Source organism: Streptomyces sp. NPDC111516, assembly GCF_055635345.1.
The window spans coordinates 34,351-52,274 of the sequence record NZ_JBVKBV010000005.1; the positions used below are offsets into that span (position 1 = coordinate 34,351).

The window sequence follows — 17,924 nt, forward strand, 5'->3', positions numbered from 1 at the left end:
TTGCGTCCGGCGATCCTCCTGGAGTGGGCTGTCCCCCATGAAGAAGAGAAGCATTGCGGCACTGACCGCGGCCCTGGCCGTGGCACCCCTTCTGGCGGCGGGTGTGCCGGGGCAGCGTGCGGTGGCCGCCGACTCCGGTGCCGACGGTTCCTCGTCCCCCACCGAGTCGACGCTCCTGCGCGGAGTGGACCTGGAGACGGTGACGATCCCCGAGTTACAGGAGCGCATGAAGCGCGGGTCCCTGACCTCGTCGGAGCTGACCCTGTCGTACCTCCGGCGGATCAAGGCCATCGACCCGAAGATCAACGCGGTGCTGCGCACCAACCCGACGGCCCTGCGCCAGGCGGCCGCCAGCGACGTCAGGCATCGCCTCGGAAAGGTCCGCGGCCCGCTCGACGGCATCCCCGTCCTGCTGAAGGACAATGTGAACACCCGCGACATGCCGACAACGGCCGGGTCGCTGGCGCTGGCCGGAAGTCCGCCGGACACGGACGCGGATCTGGTCAGCAGGATGCGCGCGGCCGGCGCGGTGATCCTCGGCAAGGCCAACATGTCCGAATGGGCCAACTTCCGCGCGGCGAAGCCGACGTCGGGCTGGTCGGCGGTGGGCGGGCATACAAACAACCCGTACGTCCTGGACCGGAATCCGTGCGGATCGTCCTCCGGTTCCGCCACCGCGCTCGCCGCGTCGTTGGCGCAGGTGGCGATCGGCACCGAGACGGACGGCTCCATCGTGTGCCCGGCCGGGATGAACGGGGTCGTCGGCCACAAGCCCAGCCTCGGACTGGTCAGCCAGTCTGGCGTCGTCCCGATCTCCGCCGAGCAGGACACGGCCGGCCCCATGGCGCGCAACGTCATCGACACCGCAATCACCCTCTCGGTGCTCAGCGGTCAGGAAGCCGCGGGCGCCGACGGTGCCTTCGGCCTCACGGACGCGGCCACGCGCCCCGGCGGCCTGCGCGGCAAGCGGATCGGCCTGTGGCGGCTCCCCTCGCTCGGCGCCGAGGTGGACGCCCTGATGACCCGGACCGCGGCACAACTGCGTGCCGCCGGGGCCCAGGTCTTCGAGGTGAAGCCGCCGTACCAGGACAGGCTCGCCGAACTCGAGTTCCCGGCTCTGCTGAGCGAGTTCCACCGGGACATCGACGCCTACCTGTCCACCCGCAACGGGCCTCGCGACCTCGCCGAGCTGATCGAGTTCAACCGCACGCACCCGGCCGAGCGGACCTGCTTCGCCGGCCAGGAGTTGTTCGAGCAGGCCCTGGTCGCGCCGTCGACCACAGACCCGCGCTACCGGGCCATGCGCGCCGAGCTGAAGGACCTGTCCCGGCGGTCCATCGACGAGACCATGGCCGCCCATGACCTGGACGCCATCGCCTCCCCGGCGAACCCGCCCGCCTGGACGACCGACTGCGCGCGGGGCGACAACGACGTGATCCCGTCCTCCACCCCGGCCGCCGTCGCCGGGTACCCCTCGCTGTCCGTGCCCGCCGGGTTCGTCAGCGAGTTGCCGGTCGGCCTGCTCCTGATGGCCGGCGGCCACCAGGACGCCGAGCTGCTGTCGCTGGGGGCGGCGGTGGAGCAGCGGCTGGATGCCTGGCGGGCACCGCGCTACCTGCCCTCCGTGACGTCCGACGCCACTCGGTGAGACGGCCGGCGACGGCACCGCCGCGTGTCGGCCGGTGCCGTCGCCGTACCACTCGCCCTTTTGGGACTTCGGTGACCGCTGCCGAGCGCGTCATGGTCGAGGACCCATGTGCGGGTCATAACGCACTTCGGTACGAGCGGTGCGCCGGGGCCGGACGCGAACCGGGTCGGGCTCAGCCGAGCCGCCACCGAGAACTGCGAGCACATCGCCGCGCTCGGCGAAGACGTCAGCGGTCTCGCAGTCGGAGCCCCTGTCGCCGTGTACCTGCCCGGCGACGGGGGGCTACGCCGAGTACGCCGTCGGCCCTGCCCGCTTCGCCTTCCCCCTGCACACCCCGCTGGGCGAAATCGACCTGCGGACCGTCGGCGGAGCCGCACTCGTCCGTCCAACGGCCCATGGCCTCCTCGCCAAAGCGGCCGCCGCCCCCGTCGGCCACTTGCGGTGGGCACGGGCACCGTCGCCGTAGTCGTCCACGGCATGGTGCCAGGTCACCCGGTTGTCCCAGGGCACGAAGGCACCGACGTGTGCGGCGTGGACCGAGTCCGACCTGCACGATCGCTTCGTCATACGTCAGCCGCACTCTGAAGCGAGCGGGTGAATGGTCACGGAGCATGACCATGATCACGCTGCGGGCGCGCGGACGTACCTCACTTGATCGAGTCACATCACCGGGTTGCGGCCGCGCGTGCCACCGCGCCACCACTGAGAAGCGCACGGATGTCACTTCGACTCCTCACAACTGCGATGCCCCGGCTGTCGTCACCGCCCCGCGCCCCGGCGCAGCTCCTCCCGGATCAGGCACGCCCCACTCGCATGCAGTACGGCGAAACGCATGCGCACTTCATCGCCGTCCCGCCGGGCAGAATCGTGGGCGAGGAGTGAACCGGGCGGCGAGCGCTCCGCGTTGCCGGCGCCAGGAGTCCGGCAGCGAGGACCGCCTCGGCGCCGTCGAGAGCTACTGCCGCGCCGATGCGATCGAGTTCGAGTGGCAGCCCGACGGTGGACGGCTAAGACTGAGGCAGCGGTTTTGGATCCGACCACAGATCCCGACATCGTGATTTCCGGACCGCTCGCTCCGGCCATCGAAAAGCGCGAGTACGGGTGCCGGCCGTAATGTCGGCGGCGCTCGAAAGTTCCTCAAGGAGCTCGCATGGAGGAGAAATCCCTCGACGTCTTGACACCCGGGCCGGATGAATCCGCGATCGACGTACACAAGTACACCGGCCCGGAGAACGGCGTCGAGAAAGACCTCGCCGAGGTGCTGGCTGACGTCATGTGCGTCGAACGGGTGTCGATCGACAGCCACTTCTTCGATGACCTCGGCGCCAACTCATTGGTGATGGCTCATTTCTGCGCACGAGTCAGGAAGCGGGCTGACCTTCCCTCGGCGTCGATGAAGGACATCTACCGGCACCCGACGATCCGCAGCCTGGCGACGGGGCTCGCGAACGCCGCGCCCACCCCACTCGAGCCGCCGGTCCCGGCGCCGGCCGAGGTGGTGACCCCAATCGGCACGGCGCGGTACGCCCTCTGCGGAACGCTGCAGTTCCTGCTCTTCCTGGGGTACTCGTTCCTCGCCGGACTTGTTGCCGACCGAGGCTACGCATGGGTCTCCGCCGGCTCGGGTGTGATCGATATCTACCTGCGATCGTTCGTCTTCGGAGGCATCGGCTTCGTCGGGCTGTGCACCTTCCCGATCGCGGCCAAATGGCTCCTCATCGGCCGGTGGAAATCACGCGAGTTCCCGGTCTGGGGTCTGACCTATCTGCGCTTCTGGACCGTCAAGGTGCTGATCCACGCCAACCCGATGATCTTCTTCGTCGGCAATCCCTTGTACGTGCTGTACCTGCGAGCCCTGGGCGCGCGGATCGGCAAAGGGGTCACGATCCTCTCCCGCAGCGTTCCGGTCTGTCCCGACCTGCTCACCGTCGGCGCCGGCACGGTGATCCGCAAAGACTCGTTCTTCCCCTGCTACCGGGCGCACGCCGGCCGTATCCAGACCGGCCGGGTCACCCTTGGCCGGGACGTGTTCATCGGCGAGAAGACGGTGCTCGACATCAACACGTCGATGGGCGACGGGGCTCAACTCGGCCACACGTCCACGCTGTACAGCGGCCAGGCGGTTCCGGGCCGTCAGCGCTGGCACGGGTCCCCGGCACAGCTCACGCAGCACGACTACCTGAGAATCGGGCCGGCCACATGCGGCACGCTGCGCCGGGCCGGCTTCGGCCTCATCACCGTGCTTCAGTTGTTCTTCCTCTACGTGCCACTAGCCGTCGGGGGCGCGTACATGCTGGTGACCCTGGTCCCGGCGCTGCACAACCGGCTGAGCCCGGGCACGGTGGAGCTCACATCGCTGGATCTCTACATCGACGCCCTGGTCCTTTCCCTGCTGCTGTTCTTCGGCTTCGTCGTCGTGGGCCTGGCCGTGATGTTCACCGTTCCGCGCCTGCTGAACCTGGTCGTCAAGCCGGACAAGGTCTATCCGCTGTACGGGTTTCACTACTCGGCGCACCGGGCGATCGGGCGCATGACCAACATCAAGTTCTTCACATGGCTGTTCGGTGACAGCTCCTACATCGTCCACTACTTGCGCGGCATCGGATACGACTTGTCCCGGGTCGAGCAGACGGGGTCGAACTTCGGCACGGAAGTGCAACACGAGACCCCGTTTCTGTGCTCGGTCGGGAGCGGGACGATGGTCGCCGACGGGCTCTCCATCATCAACGCCGACTATTCGAGCACGTCCTTCCGGGTGTCCCGGGCCTCGATCGGGTCATACAACTTCCTCGGGAACAACATCGCCTATCCCTCGGGGGCCAGGACAGGCGAGAACTGTCTCCTCGCGACGAAGGTGATGGTTCCCCTCGAAGGCGAGGTGCGCGAGGGGGTGGGCCTGCTCGGCTCACCGTGCTTCGAGATTCCCCGGTCGGTCGAGCGCGATTCCCGGTTCGACCATCTGCGCACCGGCGACGAGTTGCGCCGCAGCCTCGCTGCGAAGAACCACTACAACATCCGCTCGATGATCTTCTTCCTGCTCGTGCGGTGGCTGCACTTCTTCGTGCTCACGATGCTCGGCCTGGCGAACGCCGAGCTGTACGGCTCCTACGGGCATGTGCTGATCGCCGCGTTCCTGGTGCTCAGCCTCGGGTTCACTGCCGTCTACTTCGTACTGGTGGAGCGCGGCATCGCGGCATTCCGCGCGCTGCAACCGCAGGTGTGCTCCATCTACGACCCGTACTTCTGGTGGCACGAACGCCTCTGGAAGGTGCCCGACCACTACCTCGACATCTTCAACGGCACCCCTTTCAAGAACGTGATCTGGCGGATGCTGGGTGTTCGGATCGGCAGCAGGGTCTTCGATGACGGCTGCTATGTGACGGAGCGGACGCTCACCACCATCGGGAACGACTGCACGCTCAATGCGGGAAGCAAGATCCAGTGCCACTCGCAGGAGGACGGCACCTTCAAATCCGATCGCAGCACCCTCGGCGCCGGTTGCACCATCGGTGTGGGAGCCCATGTCCATTACGGCGTGACGATGGGCACCGGCGCGGTGCTCGCACCCGACTCCTTCCTCATGAAGGGCGAGGAGGTCCCGGAACACGCACGCTGGGGAGGAAACCCCGCCACGGAGCTGCGAGACGCCCCTGATCAGTCCGAGGCGCTGACGCGGATGGGATAGCAGCTCCGCCCTTGTCGGCGCTGAACAGCACGGTGGCGAAGGTGAATGGAGAGGGACGACCAGATGGGAATGCAAGCGCAGGCCGACCGGGAGTTCTGGCGCGATGTGCTCGTCGCCGGTGGATTCACCGAAATCCCGCGGTGGACGCTCAATCCGGTGAAGGGCGTCGGCGAACACGAGGCGCCGATCCCGGACGACGTCGTCGCGGCGTTGGGCCGGCTGGCCAAGGACCTGGCGGTGCCGCTCGGCTCAGTGCTGCTGGCAGCGCACGCCAAGGTGCTCGCCGCGCTGTCCGGCGAGCACGAGGTCGCGACCGGGTACGTCTCCGCGGAGGGCGGCCGACCGCTGCCCTGCCGGCTGACGACCGAGCCCGACTCGTGGCGGGCGCTGCTGCTGGACGCCCATCGAGTCGCGTCGGACCTGCTGTCGCACAAGGACTTCCCGGTCGATGAGCTCAGGTGCGAACTGGGCCTGGCCGAGCCGTCGATCGAGGCCGTGTTCGATCTACACGGCGCCGGCGGCGAAGTCGCCGGTAACACCGTGCTGTGGGTGGGATTTTCGCAACGTGGCGGCCACCCTGTGCTGCGGCTGCGGTATCGGACCGACGCGCTCGACGAGGACTGCGTCGTCAGGATCGCCGGTTACCACCTCACCGCACTCGCGCTCATCGCCGCCGATCCGGACGCCGAGCACGGGCGGCAGAGCCTGCTCTCCGCCGAGGAACTCCACTTCCAGCTCGAAGAACTCGCCGGTCCACGCCGGGAACTGCCGGACCGCCGGTTCCACGAACTGTTCGAGCAGCGGGTGGCGGCACACCCGGACGCCGTCGCCGCGGTGCATGGGGATCAGCAACTGACGTATCGAGAACTCAACGCGCGCGCCAACCGGGTGGGACGAGCCCTGCTGGCGCGGGGGCTGCGCCCCGAGGGTGTCGTCGCGGTGGTGACCGAGCGCAACCTGGACTGGATGGCCGCCGTCCTCGCGGTCTTCAAGGCCGGCGGCGTATATCTGCCCATCGAGCCGCATTTCCCGGCCGACCGCCTCGCGACCATGCTCTCGCGTGCCGCATGCGGGCTCGTGCTGACCGAACCCGGCAGCACCTCCACGCTCGACCAGGCCCTCGACTCGCTGTCCGGGGTCCGGAAGCTCTTCGTCGGCGCAGCCTACGAGGAAGACCATGCCGACGGTGATCTGGGCCTCCACGTCGCACCGGACCAGCTCGCCTACATCTACTTCACCTCCGGCTCCACAGGTGAGCCCAAGGGTGCGATGTGCGAGCACGCGGGCCTGCTGAACCACCTCTACGCCAAGATCGACGACCTGGAGATCGGCGAGGGACAGGTGGTCGCCCAGACTGCACCCCAATGCTTCGACATCTCGCTGTGGCAGCTGGTGTCCGGGCTCCTGGTCGGGGGGCGGACCCTGCTGGTGGAGCAGGAGGTGATCCTGAACGTCCAGCGGTTCGTCGACAAGATCGTCGACGGCCGGGTCGCCGTCCTCCAGATCGTGCCCTCCTACCTGGACGTGGTCGTGTCCTGGCTGAAGGAGCACCCCCGCGAGCTGCCGGACCTGCGGTGCGTGTCGGTCACGGGCGAGGCGCTGAAGAAGGAGCTCGTGCAGCGCTGGTTCGCCGCCCAGCCCGGGATCAAGCTGGTCAACGCCTACGGGCTGACCGAGACCTCGGACGACACCAACCACGAGGTCATGGACCGCGTGCCCGACGGAGACCGGGTCCTGCTGGGTCCTGCGGTCAACAACGTGCACGTCTACGTCGTCGACGAGCACCTGATCCCGGTGCCGCTCGGAGCCCCCGGTCTGATCGTCTTCTCCGGCGTCTGCGTCGGCCGCGGATACGTCAACGACCCCGAGCGCACCCGGCAGGCCTACCTGGCCGATCCGCACCGTGAGGGCACCCGGCTCTACCGGGGCGGCGACTACGGCCGTTGGACGCCCGAGGGAAAGCTGGAGTTCCTCGGGCGCCGCGATACCCAGGTGAAGATCCGTGGCTTCCGGATCGAGATCGGCGAGATCGAGAACACCCTGTTGCAGGTGCCCGGTGTTCGCGACGGTGCGGTCGTCGTCGCCGAGCGGGCCGGCCAGAGCAAGCACCTGGTGGCGTTCTACTCCGGTCGGCGGCCGCTCGAGGTCGACATCCTGCTGGACCGGCTCGGTGAGTCGCTGCCCGCGTACATGGTCCCGTCGGCCTTTCACTGGCGGGAGACTCTGCCGCTGACGGCCAACAGCAAGATCGACAGAAGGACTCTGCAGGCACTCGCCGGAGAACTCGACACCGTCCGGGACGACTACCGCGCGCCGGATACGCCGACCGAACAGCAGTTGGCGGCCGCATGGGCGAAGGTGCTCGGCATCCCGCAGAATCAGATCGGACGGCGCGACCACTTCTTCGACCGGGGCGGCACGTCGCTGTCGGCGGTAAAGCTGGCCATCGTCCTGGACCGTGCGGTGTCCCTCAAGGACGTCACCCGTCACCCGATCCTCGCCGATTTGGCCGGGCTGGTCGACGGCAGGTCCGAGCGGCGTGCCGGGCTGCTTCAGCCGCTGTCGGAATCGGATGGTGCGCAGACCGCAGCCCTGGTGTGCTTCCCCTACGCCGGCGGCAACGCGGTGAACTTCCAGCCGATGGCCAGGGCGCTGCCGGACGGTGGACCGGCGGTCTACGCCGTCGAGCTGCCGGGTCACGACGTGGCCGCCGAGAGCGAGCCGCTCGCGCCGATGACACACGTGGTCGAGCAGGTCGTCGACGAGATCACCGGGCGTGGCCTGACCAGGGTCCTGCTGTGGGGCCACTCCTCGGGCACCGCGTTGGCCGTGGAGACGGCCAGAAAGCTGCGGGAGCGCGGGGTGGACGTCCAACGGGTGTTCCTCGGCGCGCAACTGCTCGGTGACGCCGACGACCGGCGCGCCACCATCACCGAGCTGACCGGGCGGAGCAACGCCGAGATCGCCGCGAGCCTGAGCACGGACGGCGGCTACACCTCACTCGGTGAGCTGGGTGCGCAGCACGCCGAGCACGTCGGCGCCGCCTACCGGCACGACTGCGTGTCCGCACACCACTACTTCGCCGACGCACTGCAACGCCCGCCGGCGCAGAAGCTCTCCGCGCCGGTCACCGTGGTCGTTGCCGCGGACGACCCGAGCACGGCGGAGTACCCGCGCCGGTACCGCGACTGGCAGCTCCTGGCCGAGCGGGTCGACCTGCACGAACTCGCCGACGGCGGCCACTACTTCCTGCGTACCCGTCCGGCCGAGGCAGCAAAGGCCGTGCTGCACGCCGCCGAATTGTTCGCTTCTTCCTGAGTGTCAGCTGAAAGGAGATCGAGATGTCGTTCACATCCACGGCGTTGCTGGTCGACGTGGAACTGGAATCCGGCGGACCCCCACGGCTGCGGGCCGACACCGCCGGCGACGCGCCTGCCTGGGCGGCCGACCACCGGGACGCGCTGCGCGCAGTCGTCGCCGAGCACGGTTCGGTCCTGGTCCGCGGCCTCGGACTGCGTGATGCGGCCGAGACCGGTGCCGTCTTCTCAAAGCTGGCCACCGGTCTGATGACCGAGCAGGAGGCCTTCGCACCCCGGCAGACCTACTCCGACGGGGTGTACTCCTCATCGAAGTGGCCGCCGAACCAGCCCATGTGTATGCATCACGAACTGAGCTACACGCTTGAGTTCCCGGGCCTGATGATGTTCGCCTGTCTCAGTGCGCCCACCGACGGCGGGGCGACCGCGGTGGCCGACTCACCGACCGTGCTCGACGCGCTGCCCACCGGGTTGACCGAGCGGTTCGAGCGCGAGGGCTGGCTGCTCACCCGCAGCTACAACGACGAGATCGGCGCCTCCGTCGCCGAGGCCTTCGGCACCGAGGACCGGGGCGCCGTCGAGCGCTACTGCCGCGCCAATGCGATCACGTTCGAGTGGCAGCCCGACGGTGGACTGCGCACCAGACAGCGCCGCAGCGCCGTGGTGCGCCACCCGGTCACCGGCCGACGCTGCTGGTTCAACCAGATCGCGTTCCTCAACGAGTGGACGATGGCTCCCGAGGTCCACGAGTACCTGGTGGACGTCTACGGCGCCGACGGGCTGCCGTTCAACACCCGCTTCGGCAACGGCGACCCGATCGGCGAGGACGTCGTGCAGCTGCTCAACAGCGTCTACGAGGCGAACACCGCCCGCGAACCGTGGCAGGCCGGTGACCTGATGCTCGTCGACAACGTCCGCACCGCGCACAGCAGGGAGCCCTTCGAGGGACCGCGCGAGGTGCTCGTCGCCATGGCCGAACCGGTGCGTCTGGCCGACTGCTCGCCGACCGTAGAGGTGACCACGCAATGACCACCGTCGATTCCACAGCGAGAGAGTCCGCAAGTGTCGCACCGATCACCGTGCCACCGTTCGCGGTGATCTCCGGTGCCCAGGTCCGGCGCACGCTGCACGGATGCGAGAAGCGGATCACGGAGTTGGTCGAGGCCACCTACCGGGTGCACGGCGCCGGTGATTCGGTGAACCCGCCGTCGTACTTTTTGCGTTTCCCCGATCGCCCGTCCTCCCGGATCATCGCGCTGCCCGCCTCGATCGGCGGGGAGACACGGGTGGACGGCCTGAAGTGGATCTCCAGCTTCCCGGAGAACGTGACGGCCGGCATCCCAAGGGCATCGGCCGTGCTGATCCTCAACGACCATGACACCGGCTACCCGTTCGCCTGTCTGGAGAGTTCGATCATCAGCGCCACCCGGACGGCCGCGTCCGCGGCGTTGGCGGCCGACTGGCTCAGCCGCGAACGGCCACGCCCGACGCGCGTCGGGTTCTTCGGGGTGGGCTTGATCGCCCGCTACATCCACACCTTCCTGGTCGGCACCGGCTGGTCGTTCGACGAGATCGGCGTGCACGACCTGTCCGCCGACAGCGCGGCAGGCTTCCGGTGCTACCTGGAGCAGTCGGACACCACCGGCCGAATCACCGTGCACGACAGCGCCGAGCAGTTGATCCGAAACAGCGATCTGGTCGTCTTCGCCACGGTCGCCGGTCAACCGCACGTCAGTGACCTGTCATGGTTCGCACACAATCCGCTGGTGGTGCATGTGTCGCTGCGCGACCTCGCGCCGGAGATCCTGCTCGCCTCGACCAACATCGTCGACGACGTCGAGCACTGCCTCAAGGCCGACACGTCGCCGCATCTGGCCGAGCAACTCACCGGCAACCGGGACTTCCTGAACGGCACGTTGGACGACGTGATGGCCGGGCGGGTGAGGGTGCCGACGGACCGGCCGGTGGTGTTCTCGCCCTTCGGCCTCGGGGTGCTCGACCTCGCGGTGGGCAAGTACGTGTACACCGAAGTGGCCCGCTGCGGAGAGTTGCAGGTCGTCGACGATTTCTTCCACGAACTGAGCCGGTACGGATGAGCCGGCCGAGAGACCAAGAGACTCCTTCAGGGCTGATCCCAGGAGGAGACCACCGGTCACGTCACAGCAGGTCCTGACGCACGAGACAGCGGCCGCTGACGTAGGGCCCCGTCCCACCTGGTTGGACACGGGGTCTCATCCGCACAAGCGAGGAGCCCGCCCAGGGCCGGATGGAAGTTCCGAAAGTGCTCTGCTCCAGCCAGAGGAGATCATCGTGCCCGTCATTTCCGTTCCCTACGCCTTCAACGAAGAGAATCTCTATGTCGACCTCCGGTCGATCTTCGGGCACTCGCTCTTCCTGAAGTGTGAGGGCTTCAACTTCGCCGGCTCGATCAAGTTGAAGGCCGCGACCGAGATGGTGGAGGCCGCTGAGCGGGACGGAATCCTGAAGCCGGAATCGATCCTGGTCGAGTCCTCGTCCGGAAACCTCGGCGTGGCGCTGAGCGTGATCGCGGCAAGCAAGGGCTACCGGTTCCTGTGTGTGACGGACTCCCGCGGCAATCTGTCGAACAGAATGATGATGGAGGCGTTGGGCAGCCAGGTGCACGTGATTACCGAACAGGAGGCCCCCGGTGGCTTTCTCGGCGCGCGGCTCGAGTACGTCCGCGCGCTGTGCGCCGCCGACGACCGGTATGTGTGGCTCAGCCAGTACACCAATCCGAGCAACTGGAAGGCGCACTACCGCACGACCGCGCCGGAGATCGCGCGTCAGTTCCCGCGGCTGGACGTGCTGTTCGTCGGAGCCGGCACCACCGGGACCCTGATGGGCTGTGCGCGCTACTTCCGGGGATGGCACCGGCCGGTGCGCATCGTCGCGGTGGACAGCGTCGGCTCGGTGTCCTTCGGCGGTTCGCCGGGCCGCCGGATGATTCCCGGTCTGGGCATGAGCGTGCGCCCGCCGCTGCTCGACGAGTCCTATGTCGACGAGGTGATTCATGTCGAGGAGTCGGACACCATACGTGCCTGCCATCGTCTGGCCAAGCGCGGGTTCCTGTTCGGCGGCTCCACCGGCACGGTGATCAGCGGCGCAACGGACTGGTTGGCCCGGCATGACGCGCGCGAACTCACCGCAGTGGCCATCGGCCCGGACCTTGGCGAGCGCTACCTCGACACCATCTACCAGACCAACTGGCTGCAGGACCTCTACGGCAAGGACGGGCTCGACTCCGACAAGGAGGCCGCCGATTCCTGGGCAGCCGCCCCCTCGCCGGCGACACGGTAGGGCGGTCGGCCGGACCACGCGTACCAAAAGCCGCGATGGCAACCCGCACCAGTTCCAGCGAAGCCCCGGGCGCCCCGTCCGAGGGGCCGGCAGCACCGACAAGGCCCTTCCCGATGTCCGCCTCGGCCGCTCGGGTCCGATCCGGTCGGGCGACGACGCTCGGGATCCCTGTATCGCTGACGCTTCCGAGGAGCGGTGTTGACCCATTCGTGTTGTGATCGATGACGAAGGAGGCAACGCTGTCGGAACAGGAGGAAATCATGGCTGGGACACTGCGAGCGCGAGACATCATGTCCGGCGGCGTGCAGTGCGTCGGGGCGCACCAGTCGCTGTTCGACGTGGCGAAGATGATGCGCGATCTGAACGTCGGTTGCCTGCCCATCTGCGGCGACAACAACAAGCTCACAGGCTTGATCACCGACCGTGACATCGTCGTCAAATGCTGCGCCGAGGGCATCGACCCGGCAACCGTGCAGGCCGGATCACTCAAGGCCAAGGTGCACTGGATCGATGCCGAAGCGGACGCCGGCGATGTCCTGAGGACCATGGAGGAACACCAGATCAAGCGGTTGCCGGTGATCGACGTCCAGGGCGGCCACCGTCTGGTCGGCATGATCACGGAGGCAAATCTTGCGAAGAATCTGAGCGACGAACAGATCGCCGAGTTCGCGAGCCGCGTGTACGCGAGTGCCGGGATGTCCGGCGAATCCGCGGGCTGAGGCGTCTCACCGAACCCCGGAGGAACCCGGCCAGGTTGTGACCTGTGCGTCCGGGCTCGGCCTCCCGGAAGTGGGCGCTCCGGTACAGCCGGCACGCTGCGGACCCTTTTGCCCGGGCTCGGAGGACGCAGGGTGAGGCCGGTCGGGGAAGCCGGCGTGGTGGGTCCGCGGAGTGCGGAGCGCTCCCTTCCGTGGAAGGCCGCGCCTACCCTGGCATGTATGACCACGGGGGATGAACTGCTCCTGCTCGCGATAGTCCCGGGCAGGCGGCGCATACGGATACGGGGCGGGGACCGGCTCCGGTTCGCCCTGCGGACCGCGGAGTTGGCGGATCTGGGCCTGGCCGGACGGATCGCCGTCGGCCGCCGGCGGATCGAGGTGGTGGACACCCGGCCCGTCGAGGACCGCCGCCTGAGCAATGTCCTGCACACTCTCGGCGCGGCTGCTCCCCCGCCCGGCCTCGAGGACTGGCTGCGCCGGACACCGCGCTCCCTGACCGTCGAGTACCTCTCCCGGCTGCAGGACCAGAAGGCGGTCCGTGTCCGTCGGTGGCGCGACTCCAGCGGCCGTACCCGCCACGACATTCTCTCCGTGGACCTGCCGCGCCGCCGGGCGCTGCTGACCCGCCTCGACAGCGTGGTCCGCTCCGGCTCCGCAAGGTCCACCGCCGACCGCGACCTCACCCTCGCCGTGCTCGTCCAGGCCGCGCGCCTCGCCCCGGCCGCCTATCCAGGACTGCGCGGCATCACCGGCCGCCGCCGTTTGGCCGCCCTCGCCGCAGCCCACCGTCTCGCCCCCGCAACCGCCGGAGCGACCCCGGTCGCCGACGAGGAACTCGCTGCGGCACTGACCACCGGCGCCGACGTCCTCACCCGCCGGCTCCTCGGCGAGCTCAGTGACCTCTACGCCGACTTCACCACCGGCGGCCACGGTCTCGGCCACGACCTGAACGCGGGCAGTTGGTCCGAGGGCGGCGCAGGCGGCACCGGCCACCACGGCGGCGGGCACGCGGGCTGGTGAAACCGACAGCCCGACCTGCCGGCAGTTCCGTCTCCCTGACCCCGCACGAGTACGAACGAGCCGCCACCGAGAACAACTTCCCGCTCAACGTGAGAAGTCTCGCGGAGCGAGCCGGTCACCGACGCACGGGAAGAGCGGAGGGTCCACACGTCCGGTCCGGCATAGGTAATACGACCGTCGCCGGGCCCGTTGCGTGTCGGCAGGCGTTTGACCGATGTGGCGGGGGCCGGGGCTCACGAGACTCGGTGTCAGCGGCGGCCGCGGGGCCGCCCCCGCCGAACAGGGGAGTCAGACAGCCATGTCCGAGAACCAGAACGAGCTCACCATCGAGAACTCCGCCGTCGTCCTGATCGATCACCAGCCCGCCATCGCCCTGATGACCACCCCTCCTTCGCAGACCGAGCTGGTCAGCAACGTCGTCGGGCTCGCCCGCACCGCGAAGATCCTGGGCGTTCCGACCGTCCTGACCACGGTCGGCGCGACGGGCGGCCCGCTCGACGACCCGATCTTCGCGGAGATCAGCGAGGTGTTCCCGGATCTCAAGCCGATCGATCGCGTGACCACCAACGCCTGGGCCCATCCCGAGGTGCGGGCTGCGGTCGAGGTCACCGGGCGCCGCAAGCTCGTGATGGCCGGCCTGTCCACCGACGTGTGTCTCGCGCAGGCCGTCATCGGCGCACTCAAGGACGGCTACGAGGTGTACTTCGTGTCCGACTGCTCCGCCGGCGTCAGTCCTGAGGCCCACGAGGACGCCAAGACGCGCCTCACCATGGCCGGCGCCCGGCCCATCAACTGGACCGCTCTGCTCAGCGAGTGGACCCCGGAGATCACCTCGCCCGAGCGCGTCGCCCTCACGGACGTGCTGATGCGGCACGGTGGCGCGGCGGCCCTGTGGACGAACTACGTCCTGGCGCAGGGCTCCACCGGTAAGTAGCGGACCCCGCCGTGATCAGCTGGACCGTCGAACACCGTGGCTCGATCGCCTTGTTGACGTATCACAGGCCACCTGACCAGTACCTCGACCCGGAATCGCTCGCCGAACTCGTCGCCCTGTTCGACGAGTTCGCCAAGCACGCGGATCGGGTGACGCTGGTCGTCGTCACCGGCGGCGGCGACGGGTACTTCGTCAACCACGGTGATCTGACGGGGCATCCGGACTGGCTCGCCGTCGGCCGGGACGGGGCGATCCACTCCCCCGGGCTCGAGGCCTACCTCGACGCCTTCCACCGCATCGAGGAGCTTCCCCAGCCGACGATCGCCGCGATCGACGGTCTCGCGTCGGGCGGCGGCAGCGAACTCGCGCTGGCCTGCACCATGCGCGTCGGTTCGCCGCGTGCCCGGCTGCGGCAGTCGGAGGTGCCGGCGGGGATCAACCCCCGGCGGCGGGGCCACGGTTCGGCTGCCGCGGCTCGTCGGCCCAGGGATCGCGGCCGAAGTCGTCCTCAGCGGGCGGGAGTTCAGCGCGGAGGAGGCCTTTCGGGTCGGCTGGCTGAACGCGGTGCTGCCGGCCGAGGAGTTCGTCGACCACGCGGTCGAGTGGGCGCAGCAGTTCGTACGTCATTCAGGGCCGGCCCTGATCGCGGCCAACACGTCACTCCGGGAGGGCCGCCGACTGCCCTTCCGGGACGCGCTGGCCGGCGAACGGGAGATCTTCCTGCGTCACCTGGCCCGCCGTACATGAGGAGGAAAGCAGCATGCGTGGACTGAAGCAAGGTGGCCGTCGTCGCGGGCGGCGCGCCGGGCGGCATCGGCGGCGCGACGGCCGTCCGGCTGGCCGAGGAAGGTATGGCGGTGGTCGTGGCCGACCTGAACGAGGCGGCTGCGGAGGAGCTGGCAGCGGAGGTGGACCACCAACTACGCCCCATCTGCGGGAGACCGGGCTGCCCATACCTTTCTGAGCTCAAGTCGCGGGATGCCGGATGCGTCAGTCTTCGAGCAGCTTGCGCACGCGCGGCACCACCTCGGTCGCGTAGAGCCCGATATTCGTGCGCAGCCTGTCCTCTGCGAGCTTGCCCATCGCGTATTTGAGATCGAACCGGCTCGCGTCGAGCGTGGTCATCGTCAGCGCGATCTTGCGGGCGACGGTCTCGGGCGAGCCGACGTAGAGCGAGCCCGCCGGCCCGGTTTCGCGCCGGAACATCTCCTCGGTCGGGATGCCGAAGCCGCGGACCTCGCTCATCCGGGTGATGACGTCGAGATGGTGCGGCCAGAACTCCTCGATCGCCTGCTCGTCGGTCTCGGCGACGTGGCCGGGCGAGTGGATGCCGATCGGCCGCTCCTCGAAGCCGAACTGCTCAAGGGCCTGCTTGTAGAGCTTGGCGAGCGGGCCGAACCGGGCGGGCGGGCCGCCGATGATGGCGAGCCGGAGGTTGAAGCCGTAACGCGCGGCCCGGATCACCGAGTTCGGGTTGCCGCCGACACCGACCCAGACCGGCAGCGGGACGTCGAGGCCGGGCACGACCTCCTGGTCGTTCAGCGGCGGGCGAACGGTGCCGCTCCAGGTCACCCGGTCGCCCTTGAGCACCTCGGCGAACAGGTTCAGCTTCTCCTCGAACAGGACCTCATAGTCCGTGAGGTCGTAGCCGAAGAGGGGGAACGACTCGGTGCTGGACCCGCGCCCCAGGGTGACCTCGGCGCGACCGCCGGAGATCGCCTGGAGCGTGGAGTAGCGCTGGAACACGCGGACCGGGTCGTCGGAGCTGAGTACGGTCACCGCCGAGCCGAGCGTGACACGGGACGTGCGCGAGGCGATGGCGCCGAGGACGACGTCACCCGCCGGCATCGGGAAGTCGCCGGTGTGGTGTTCGCCGATGCTGAAGTGGTCGACGCCGAGTTCGTCGGCCAGCACGCCCTGCTCGACGACGCTGCGGATCGCTTCGGCCTGAGTGTGCGCGGTGCCGTCGGCGGCACTGGAGATGTCACCGAAGGTGTCGAGTCCGAAGGTGTACGTGCGGGGCTTGTCGGTGCTGGTGGACATGGTGGTCTCCTTGCCGGAACGAAGGGGGCGGAGGGAACGGGGCGCGGTCAGGCGGCGACCCTGCGTGGGACGAGTTCGAGGAACTGCGGCCGGGTGAGGGGGTTTCCGAAGGCCGGTTCGCCCGGCTGGAAGGCGCGTCCGTCCCGCAGCGAGGTGAAGGTGACGGGGTCGAAGCCGATCCGGTCGACGATCGAGGCGACCAGCTCGACGGCCCGGCGGTCGTCGCCGGCCACGCCGAGGGCACGCCGGTCCGCGTCCCCCGCGGGGCGCCGGTCGTCCTCGATCTCGTGGTAGCCGAGGTGATTGAAGGTCTTCACGACGTGGGCCGAGGACAGGTGTTCCTGGACGATCTCGCTGCTGCCCGCGCCGCCGCGCTCGAAGAACTCCTGCCTGCCGTCGATCGGCGGCCAGTAGTTCATGGCGTCCACGACGATCTTGTCCGCGAACAGCGTCGGGTCGAGGACGGGGAACTTGTGCAGCGGTAGCGCGAGCACCACGACGTCGCCCGCGGCGATCGCGTCCGCGGTCCACATCGGAGTCGCCCCGGGCATCACCACGGAGGCGATCAGTTCCAGTTCGTCCGGTCCGCGAGAGGCGGAGACGGACACCGGATGACCGGCCTCGACCGTCACCCGCGCCAGCGCGGAGCCGACCCGGCCGGCACCGAGGACGGCGATCCGGGGTGCCGTTTCGACAATGTTCATGGTCGTTCCCTCACTGTGCGGTCTTGTCGGCGACGTTGCGGCGGACGGCGGCGAGGATCTCGCCGAGCTGGGCGATCTGCTCGCCGGTCAGCGCGTCGGCGAAGTAGTGCTTCACGGCGCGCAGGTGCGGTCCGGAGGCTCCGCGCAGCGCGCCGAGGCCGTCCTCGGTGAGGACCACCACGGCCCCGCGGCTGTCGGTGGCGCACGTGTCCCTGCGGATCAGGTCGCGCCGTTCCATCCGGGCGAGGTGGTGGGAGAGCCTGCTGCGCTCCCAGTCGATCTTGTCGGCGAGCTCCGAGGAGCGCAGCGCCCGGTCCGGCGCCTCGCTGAGGGCGAGCAGCACCGCGTAGTCGGCCGGGGACACTCCGCTCTCCTGGAGTTCGGCGCCGAGGATGCGGCGCAGGTCGTCGGTCAGGTCCAGCAGGGAGCGCCAGGTGCCCAGGGCCTCTTCGGAGAGCCGGGCCTTGGCTCCCTCGGTCTTTTGTCTCGTTGCCATCTCCACTCCTTTTGATTGACGTGTCAATCATGCAGCCATA

The 17,924-nt window shown here is 68.8% G+C and carries 14 protein-coding genes and 1 pseudogene; 12 read left to right on the forward strand and 3 right to left on the reverse strand.

Going from position 1 to position 17,924, the window contains the following annotated elements; all coding sequences use genetic code 11:
* Window positions 1-37 precede the first annotated feature (37 nt).
* The 12 genes and pseudogenes from ACZ7L9_RS12380 (at window position 38) to ACZ7L9_RS12435 (ending at window position 15,735) form a co-directional block, all read left to right on the forward strand.
* Window positions 38-1,648: an amidase gene (locus ACZ7L9_RS12380; protein ID WP_471414730.1), complete on the forward strand. Its 1,611-nt coding sequence runs from the start codon at window positions 38-40 to the stop codon at window positions 1,646-1,648.
* A 1,150-nt stretch (window positions 1,649-2,798) separates the two neighbouring features.
* Window positions 2,799-5,333, forward strand: a complete 2,535-nt coding sequence (locus ACZ7L9_RS12385) for a Pls/PosA family non-ribosomal peptide synthetase (protein WP_471414732.1) — start codon at window positions 2,799-2,801, stop codon at window positions 5,331-5,333.
* A 63-nt stretch (window positions 5,334-5,396) separates the two neighbouring features.
* Window positions 5,397-8,651 (forward strand): non-ribosomal peptide synthetase, encoded by a 3,255-nt coding sequence (locus ACZ7L9_RS12390; protein ID WP_471414733.1) that lies wholly within the window; start codon window positions 5,397-5,399, stop codon window positions 8,649-8,651.
* A 23-nt stretch (window positions 8,652-8,674) separates the two neighbouring features.
* Complete coding sequence (locus ACZ7L9_RS12395) at window positions 8,675-9,679, forward strand: TauD/TfdA family dioxygenase (protein WP_471414735.1); 1,005 nt, start codon at window positions 8,675-8,677, stop codon at window positions 9,677-9,679.
* Window positions 9,676-10,746 carry a 2,3-diaminopropionate biosynthesis protein SbnB gene (sbnB, locus tag ACZ7L9_RS12400; RefSeq protein ID WP_471414737.1) on the forward strand — a complete coding sequence of 357 codons (1,071 nt, stop codon included), beginning with the start codon at window positions 9,676-9,678 and terminating at the stop codon, window positions 10,744-10,746. Before ACZ7L9_RS12395 ends, sbnB begins: the two co-directional genes overlap by 4 nt.
* Before the next feature lie 214 nt (window positions 10,747-10,960).
* Complete coding sequence (sbnA, locus tag ACZ7L9_RS12405; protein ID WP_471414738.1) at window positions 10,961-11,968, forward strand: 2,3-diaminopropionate biosynthesis protein SbnA; 1,008 nt, start codon at window positions 10,961-10,963, stop codon at window positions 11,966-11,968.
* Window positions 11,969-12,228: 260 nt separating this feature from the next.
* Window positions 12,229-12,687, forward strand: a complete 459-nt coding sequence (locus tag ACZ7L9_RS12410; RefSeq protein WP_471415186.1) for a CBS domain-containing protein — start codon at window positions 12,229-12,231, stop codon at window positions 12,685-12,687.
* 219 nt (window positions 12,688-12,906) lie between these two features.
* A complete protein-coding gene (locus ACZ7L9_RS12415) occupies window positions 12,907-13,707 on the forward strand; it encodes a GOLPH3/VPS74 family protein (RefSeq protein WP_471414740.1) in 801 nt (266 codons plus the stop codon).
* Between the two features lie 298 nt (window positions 13,708-14,005).
* A complete protein-coding gene (locus ACZ7L9_RS12420; RefSeq protein ID WP_471414741.1) occupies window positions 14,006-14,641 on the forward strand; it encodes an isochorismatase family protein in 636 nt (211 codons plus the stop codon).
* An 11-nt stretch (window positions 14,642-14,652) separates the two neighbouring features.
* Window positions 14,653-15,024 (forward strand): annotated as a pseudogene (locus tag ACZ7L9_RS12425) (enoyl-CoA hydratase/isomerase family protein); the annotation flags it as partial.
* A 16-nt stretch (window positions 15,025-15,040) separates the two neighbouring features.
* A complete protein-coding gene (locus ACZ7L9_RS12430) occupies window positions 15,041-15,388 on the forward strand; it encodes an enoyl-CoA hydratase/isomerase family protein (RefSeq protein ID WP_471414744.1) in 348 nt (115 codons plus the stop codon).
* Window positions 15,389-15,420: 32 nt separating this feature from the next.
* Window positions 15,421-15,735, forward strand: coding sequence for an SDR family NAD(P)-dependent oxidoreductase (locus ACZ7L9_RS12435; RefSeq protein ID WP_471414746.1), 315 nt, complete (start codon window positions 15,421-15,423; stop codon window positions 15,733-15,735).
* Here the strand turns inward: ACZ7L9_RS12435 and ACZ7L9_RS12440 are convergent.
* The 3 genes from ACZ7L9_RS12440 to ACZ7L9_RS12450 are packed head-to-tail and all read right to left on the reverse strand — an operon-like array spanning window position 15,632 to window position 17,884.
* Window positions 15,632-16,684, reverse strand: coding sequence for an LLM class flavin-dependent oxidoreductase (locus ACZ7L9_RS12440; protein WP_471414747.1), 1,053 nt, complete (start codon window positions 16,682-16,684; stop codon window positions 15,632-15,634). The two genes, ACZ7L9_RS12435 and ACZ7L9_RS12440, sit on opposite strands and share 104 nt — an antisense overlap.
* Window positions 16,685-16,731: 47 nt before the next feature.
* Complete coding sequence (locus ACZ7L9_RS12445) at window positions 16,732-17,388, reverse strand: NADPH-dependent F420 reductase (RefSeq protein ID WP_471414749.1); 657 nt, start codon at window positions 17,386-17,388, stop codon at window positions 16,732-16,734.
* 10 nt (window positions 17,389-17,398) lie between these two features.
* Complete coding sequence (locus tag ACZ7L9_RS12450; protein WP_471414751.1) at window positions 17,399-17,884, reverse strand: MarR family winged helix-turn-helix transcriptional regulator; 486 nt, start codon at window positions 17,882-17,884, stop codon at window positions 17,399-17,401.
* Between the last annotated feature and the right edge of the window lie 40 nt (window positions 17,885-17,924).